Source organism: uncultured Gemella sp., from assembly GCF_963537375.1.
Classification (GTDB): domain Bacteria; phylum Bacillota; class Bacilli; order Staphylococcales; family Gemellaceae; genus Gemella.
Map to the genome: position 1 here is coordinate 1 of NZ_CAUTDQ010000062.1, position 6,571 is coordinate 6,571.

The window sequence follows — 6,571 nt, forward strand, 5'->3', positions numbered from 1 at the left end:
TGCCTAGATCTTATTTCCTATTTTTCTCCATGCCCCGAATTTGACAAAGAGCCTAAAAAAATAAGCCCTAATTAGGACTTATTTTTTAAAAATTATATTAAATTATTGTATTCTTCTTCTGTTAAGTAACTTGAAATTGCACCTGTTTTTGTAGTTGTTAAACTAGCGTAGTTTGTCGCAAATTTAGCCATTTGTGCTAAGTCTTCTTCAGAAATATTATTTAGATCTTCATGATTTAATAATTTTGATAAGAATGAACCTGCGAACGCATCACCTGCACCAGTAGTATCAACTGCTTTTATATTAGGTATTTCAGTCACTACTTTATGATTTTCATAATAAACTTCCGCACCATGTTCTCCTTTAGTATAAAGAACAACTTTCATGTGACTGAAGTCTTTTTTCAATGCTTCTTCTATATTAGTAGTTCCTGTTAAGAATTCTAACTCGTTATCAGCAACTTTTATTACATCAACATAAGGTAAGAATTCTTTAATAGTTTCAAGATATACTTTGTGATCATCCCAAAGATTGAATCTTAAATTAACATCAAAAGAAATTAACACCCCAGCTTTTTTAGCTTTTTTTAGTAATAAATGATGGCTATCTTTTGATTCTTCTTGAATAGCGATACTAGCGAAATGAATTGCTTCAATTTCTGATAAATCAACTTTTTCAACATCTTCTTTACTAATTCTTAATGTTGATGAACCTTTGAAGTAAAAACTAAATGAACGGTCTCCAGTTTCATCTAAAGAAACAAATGCTAATGGTGTAAAACTATCAGCTTTACGACTCACATATTTACAATCTACATTCTCATTTTTTAAAGTATTTTCTAGAAAATCACCAAAACCATCTTGTCCTAATGATGTTAATAAATAACTCTTATGTCCTAGTTTTTGTGCCACGCAAGCCACATTAGCTACACATCCACCAGCCTCTTTTTTAAACGATTTTACTTTATCGATTGTACCTACACCTTCTCCAATAAAGTCAATTAGCATTTCTCCTATACATAAAACTGCCATTTTAGTTCTCCTCTCTAATTTCAATTGCTCCAAGTTCTTTTGCTAAATAATCAGTGGCTAAGATATTAACATTATGATTTTCTGGATAGAATCTTGTTGAAAGTGCAAAAGATCCATCATTTGCGAATAATTCAATAGATGAACTATCAAATACTATTTCCACATTTTCTAAATCCAGTTTATATTTTCTATCATCTCTTCCATAACCACTAGTACCAAAAGAAACTTTTAATTCCTTGTTATCATAGCTTACTTTAAAATCAGCTACACTAATTTCAAACTTATCACCATGTTCTTGTTTATAATACCATGTATTTTTGTTAAAGTCATTAGTTTTGATATCGTTACCTAACAAATCTTTAACCGATTTGTGTAACGTTTGTCTAACCTTACCATCTTTGTAATTTACTACACGTGGGACAGTTAAACAGTTTTGATAACCAAACTTCGTAGTTGGATTAGTATAACTACTATCTGGTACATACATCCAACCGATAAGCACACGATTATCATCTTCATCTAGAAATGTTTGCGATGCATAAAAATCATGTCCATAATCTAGTAATGTAAAGTTATCTAATTTATCAACATTCTCAATTCCCTCTTCAACTACAGAATATCCAATTTGATACATATTTCCATAATTTGGATACATTCTTGTAATACCTTGAGGTGAGAACATAAATATTTCTTTTCCATCTACTTCGAAATAATCTGGACATTCCCACATGAATCCCAGATTTTTTTCTGAGTAAATAGTTTTATATGGTTTAAGAGTATCCTTATCGAATACTAATAAACATCCATAATCATTGCTATCTCTAGCTCCAAGAACTAGATAATTTTTTCCATTTTTTTCAAATATTTTAGGATCTCTAACATGATTTGACATATTAGGATAATCATCTGTAGTTAACAGACATTTTTTCTCAGTAAAATTAATTCCATCTTCCGTTTCAAAAGATATGGTATTATGACCACGTCCTTCATGAACGTAGTCATAATCACCTTTATATTTCACATTTCCTGTGTAGTAGAAGACAAGTTTTCCATCTTCTATATTGGCACTTCCTGAATAAACACCACTTTTTTCTTCTTCTATAGTTGGTGTAAGGAATACGCCACGATCTTCATAATTTTTTAGATCACTACTAGTATAGTAATACCATAGTTTTAATCCACCTTCTACTTCATAAGAATATTGGTGGAAAATATGATATTTACCTTTAAAGTAAGCTAATCCATTCGGATCATTCAGCCAACCTTTAGTAGGTTCTAAATGAAGATTTTGTTTCCAGTTATTAGCTAGCATTTACAAGTTCCTTCTTAGTTTTGAAGAAGTATGCTGTTACTGAGAATGAAACGATGAATGATAATGCTAAACCAATTCCAAATGTTGACCAGTGGTTTGCAGGAATTGATAAGAATCCTGGAAGACCAGCTGCACCTAATGCAGATGCAAATACTTTGTTTAATCCAATCCATGCACTTCCTACTGCACTTCCTGCAATAGCTCCGTAGAATGGATATCTAAGTCTTAGGTTAACCCCGAACATAGCTGGCTCTGTAATACCTAGTAAAGCAGAAATACCAGATGCTGATGAGATTGATTTCATTTTTGTGTTTTTAGAGAATACTAATACCGCAAGAACCGCTGCACCTTGTGCTACGTTAGACATAGATGCGATTGGGAAGATAAATGTTAATCCTGTTGCAGCTAGTAATTGAGTTTCGATAGCTGAGAAACTTTGGTGTAATCCAGTAATTACGATTGGTGCGTAGAATAAACCGAAAATACCTGCTCCTACGAATCCACCTTGCATGTATAACCATTGTAATCCTTGCCCTAGTAAAGTACCAGCTTCGCGAAGTACAGGTCCCATCCATGCGAATGTTACAAATCCAGTTACGAATAATGAAACTAATGGTGTAGTTAAGTTATCTAACCATGATGGAGTTACACGACGTAAGAATTTTTCGATTGTCGCTAATAACCAGGCAGCTGCAAGGATTGGTAATACAGTTCCTTGATATCCTACTTTAGCAATCTTAAATCCGAATACGTCCCAGTACCCAAGAGTTGTAACTCTTTGAAGTCCTTCTACAGCTTGACCACTTTGGTTAACGATATCTAAAGCTGGTGCAAGAAGTTGATTTGTAGATGGATCTAATTTACCAAATACATAAAAATTCATTACATCTGGATGAACCATTAACATCGCTAGTGCAGCACCTAGATATGGATTACCACCAAAACGTTTAGTAGCAGAGAATCCAATTAATACAGGTAAGAATACGAACGGCGCATTTGCAAATACATTAACCATATCCGCAAGACCTGCGATACCTGGGTTAGCTTCAATAACTGATTTACCAGTGTAGAATAAATCTTTCGCAGTTAAGACGTTATTGATACCCATTAAAAGACCACCAGCTACGATCGCTGGAATGATTGGAACGAAAATATCACTTAACATTTTTACAAAACGTTGAAGTGGATTTCCTTTTGGTTTTCTAGAAGCAGATTTCTCACCCTCTTCTTCACTAGAAGCTCCACCTTTGTATACTTCATTGTACTTAGCGTATACCTGTTGAACAAGACCACTTCCGAAGATTAATTGAAGTTGACCGTTATTAAAGAATACACCTTTAACTCCTTCGATATCTTCTAATTTTTCTTTATTATATTTTTTTTCATCGTTTAATTCTAAACGAAGACGAGTTGCACAGTGAACAACTGAGCGTAAGTTTTCCTCACCACCACTATGTTCAACAACTTCTTTTACAACTTTTTTTAAGTCCATAGTTCTTTCTCCTTTTTATTTTTTAATTTTATATAATGACATTTAACAATTACCAAAATATGAATGGTAACGTTACTTTTTATTGTACACTTCTTAACATCAAATTGTCAAGAGAAAAAAGTAACGTTACCATATTTTTTATAAATTGTAGCTTTCTTGCTTCAAAGTATTATTTTTGTTATAATCTAATAACTATAAAATAGGAGGCTTATATGGATTTTTCAATTAAAAATCTATTTACTAGTGTTTCTACAAACATTAATCGATATAAATTCACATACATTTCAATAGCTGCCATAATTCAACTAATTCTTGTATGTGGTTTATGGCTAATCGCTAGAATTTTCCAACTAGCACTTACTCTAGCAGGCGAAGAACATCTTGATAAAAATAATATCCTTCACATACTAACCAATCCCTATAGTCTTATAATTCTTAATCTTTTAATACTTATCGTAGCATTTTTTATGTTTATAGAATTTTCTATACTGACATTTACGATATACGGACAACTAACAGATAAGAAATATTCATATCGAAAAATCTTAAAAAATGCATGGAATAAAACAAAAAATTTGGCAGGTTTTCAAACTCTATTTTTTATAATTTATTTCATAATTACTATCCCTACAGTAAATCTAGGTGTAAGATCAGTTCTTGCTAAAAATCTCTTCATTCCAAAGTTTATTAGCGGTGAAATAATGAAAACAAATAGTGGTTTTATTATTTGGGGAATAATAATGATTGTTTTCGCCTATCTCAATCTTAGGTTGATTTTTACATTACCCCTAACTGCTGTTGGTGATGAGAATATACTCGATAGTATTAAAAGAAGTTGGGAACTTACAAAAACAGGTAAAAGAAAACTTGTATTCACTATTATCTTATTTGAAATAATATACATCATTATTGCAGTAATTTTAATCGGTGTTATCACCTTCTTATGTATTTATATTGACAAAGATGGTAATAATCCTATAGTTCAAACCTTATTTTTCTCAGCAATAAGTGCAATTATATTCTTTCTTGGAGTAATTTCAAAAGTAACGGTCATAACTTCATTAGTAACTGTACTAATAGATCAAAACGAAATATCAGAAGAACTAGTAAATAACCTTAACGAAAATAAGAAAAAATCGAGATTAGTAGCAACCTTTACTACTATAATAATTATTCTTGCTGCTATTATTAATGGTTTTAATATTTATGGAAATGGAGTCAACAAAAATAGCGAAACAATTGCTCATAGAGGATATGTCTATAAAGGTGTAGAAAATTCTATTCAAGCTCTTGAAGGTGCTGCTGAAGTCGGAGCTAATTACGTAGAATTAGATATATTGCTAACTAAAGATAGTAAATTCGTTGTAATGCATGACTATAACCTTAAAAGACTTGCAGGCATTAATAAACGAGTTCAAGATATGAACTTCGATGAGGTTGTTGGTCTACAAATAAAACAAGGAGACCATACTAGTAAAATACCTTCTTTAGAAGAATTTGTAAATAAAGCTAAGGATTTAAATATGAATTTAGTAATAGAACTAAAACCTCATGGTGGTGAACCAAGTAACTACGTCGACATTCTTATTGAAGAGATAAAAAGATTAAAACTTGAAAATTATAAATTCATGTCACTTAATTCTAAAGTTATGGAAGAGCTTGAAACAAAGGCACCAAATTTAGAAACTGGTTATGTAATCCCTCTTCAATTTGGAAACTTTCATCAAAGTAATGTCGACTTTTTCGTAATAGAAGACTTCTCGTATAGGGACCGTCTAGTAGAACAGGCTAAAAAACAAAACAAAAAAGTTTTTGTCTGGACAATAAATGATCCAGCTTTAATTACTAGATACTTACAAAGCCCTGCAGATGGTATTATTACCGATGAACCTGAGCTTGTAAAAGAAGAAAAAAATATTTTAGAAAATAACTACTCATATTACGAGAAGATATTGAGGCTAGTTAATATATAAAAAATATCGACTGAAATTTAATGATTGTATAATAAATCCGGGGCTGGAATTTTCCCACGCCCCGGATTTATTATACAACCCAAATACATAATACCCCTTCTACTGATTTATTCAGTAAAAGGGGTGAATATCAAAATTCTTGTTTTAAACTTATTGAACTTCTATTTCTCTTTTCGACGTTTTGCTACTGCAAGTAGTCCAGCTAGAACAGCAATTCCTAGCCCTGCTAATCCTGTGTTAGATTCAGTTGATCCTGTATTTGGTAGACTTTGCCCAAATTTAATATTTTTATTTTTCTCTTTAGAATCTATTGGTTTAAGAGATTCTGTATCTACAATATTTCCAGAACCATTGTCGATTGAACTATCATTACCATTAGTTGAATTATTAGTTATTTTACCTACTACTTCAATAGGAACTTCTATCGTAAATAGATGCCCATCATTTCCTCTAAGTACAACTTTGGCAATCTTTCTTCCTAAAGTTGTAGTATCTGGATATTCAATCTCAACTATTTCAATTCCATCCGGTAAGTTTAGTTTAGATTTAATATCATTTTCATTTAAAGTTTGTCCTTTTTCGACTTCAACAATACCTTTAACTATCAATTTAGTAATATCAAATTCTTCTACTTCACTAATTGCTGGATTTATTTTATAACTTACATATCCGTTTAACCCTGCTTTTGCTTCTTCTAATGCTTTTAGAGCTGCATTTACTTCTGCTTGTGTTGCTTTATCATTTTCTAACACTTTTTTCGCTT

At 31.5% G+C, this 6,571-nt stretch carries 5 protein-coding genes; 1 reads left to right on the plus strand and 4 read right to left on the minus strand.

Features of this window, described 5'->3' with window-relative positions; translation table 11 throughout:
- Nucleotides 1-92: 92 nt before the first annotated feature.
- From RYK99_RS08510 to RYK99_RS08520, 3 genes are read right to left on the minus strand one after another with little or no spacing between them, the layout of a single operon-like run.
- Nucleotides 93-1,031, minus strand: coding sequence for a carbohydrate kinase (locus RYK99_RS08510; RefSeq protein WP_314991800.1), 939 nt, complete (start codon nucleotides 1,029-1,031; stop codon nucleotides 93-95).
- A 1-nt stretch (nucleotide 1,032) separates the two neighbouring features.
- Nucleotides 1,033-2,343, minus strand: coding sequence for a glycoside hydrolase family 32 protein (locus RYK99_RS08515; RefSeq protein WP_314991801.1), 1,311 nt, complete (start codon nucleotides 2,341-2,343; stop codon nucleotides 1,033-1,035).
- Nucleotides 2,333-3,835 (minus strand): sucrose-specific PTS transporter subunit IIBC, encoded by a 1,503-nt coding sequence (locus RYK99_RS08520; protein ID WP_314991802.1) that lies wholly within the window; start codon nucleotides 3,833-3,835, stop codon nucleotides 2,333-2,335. The genes RYK99_RS08515 and RYK99_RS08520 overlap by 11 nt, the downstream gene beginning before the upstream one ends.
- 212 nt (nucleotides 3,836-4,047) lie before the next feature.
- Here RYK99_RS08520 and RYK99_RS08525 point away from each other — a divergent pair, with 212 nt between their 5' ends.
- The gene (locus RYK99_RS08525) at nucleotides 4,048-5,808 is read left to right on the plus strand and encodes a glycerophosphodiester phosphodiesterase (protein ID WP_314991803.1); all 1,761 of its coding nucleotides are present in this window, start codon (nucleotides 4,048-4,050) and stop codon (nucleotides 5,806-5,808) included.
- A 161-nt stretch (nucleotides 5,809-5,969) separates the two neighbouring features.
- On the opposite strand, the gene RYK99_RS08530 is transcribed toward RYK99_RS08525, so the two are convergent.
- The coding region (locus RYK99_RS08530) for an LPXTG cell wall anchor domain-containing protein (RefSeq protein ID WP_314991804.1) at nucleotides 5,970-6,571 on the minus strand (602 nt) is incomplete at its 5' end.

What these genes read in the sequence shown, in the direction of transcription:
- RYK99_RS08510 (WP_314991800.1), bottom strand. Translation starts at nt 1,031, where the DNA reads ATGGCAGTTTTATGTATAGGAGAAATGCTAATTGACTTTATTGGAGAA.
- RYK99_RS08515 (WP_314991801.1), bottom strand. Translation starts at nt 2,343, where the DNA reads ATGCTAGCTAATAACTGGAAACAAAATCTTCATTTAGAACCTACTAAA.
- RYK99_RS08525 (WP_314991803.1), top strand. Translation starts at nt 4,048, where the DNA reads ATGGATTTTTCAATTAAAAATCTATTTACTAGTGTTTCTACAAACATT.
- RYK99_RS08520 (WP_314991802.1), bottom strand. Translation starts at nt 3,835, where the DNA reads ATGGACTTAAAAAAAGTTGTAAAAGAAGTTGTTGAACATAGTGGTGGT.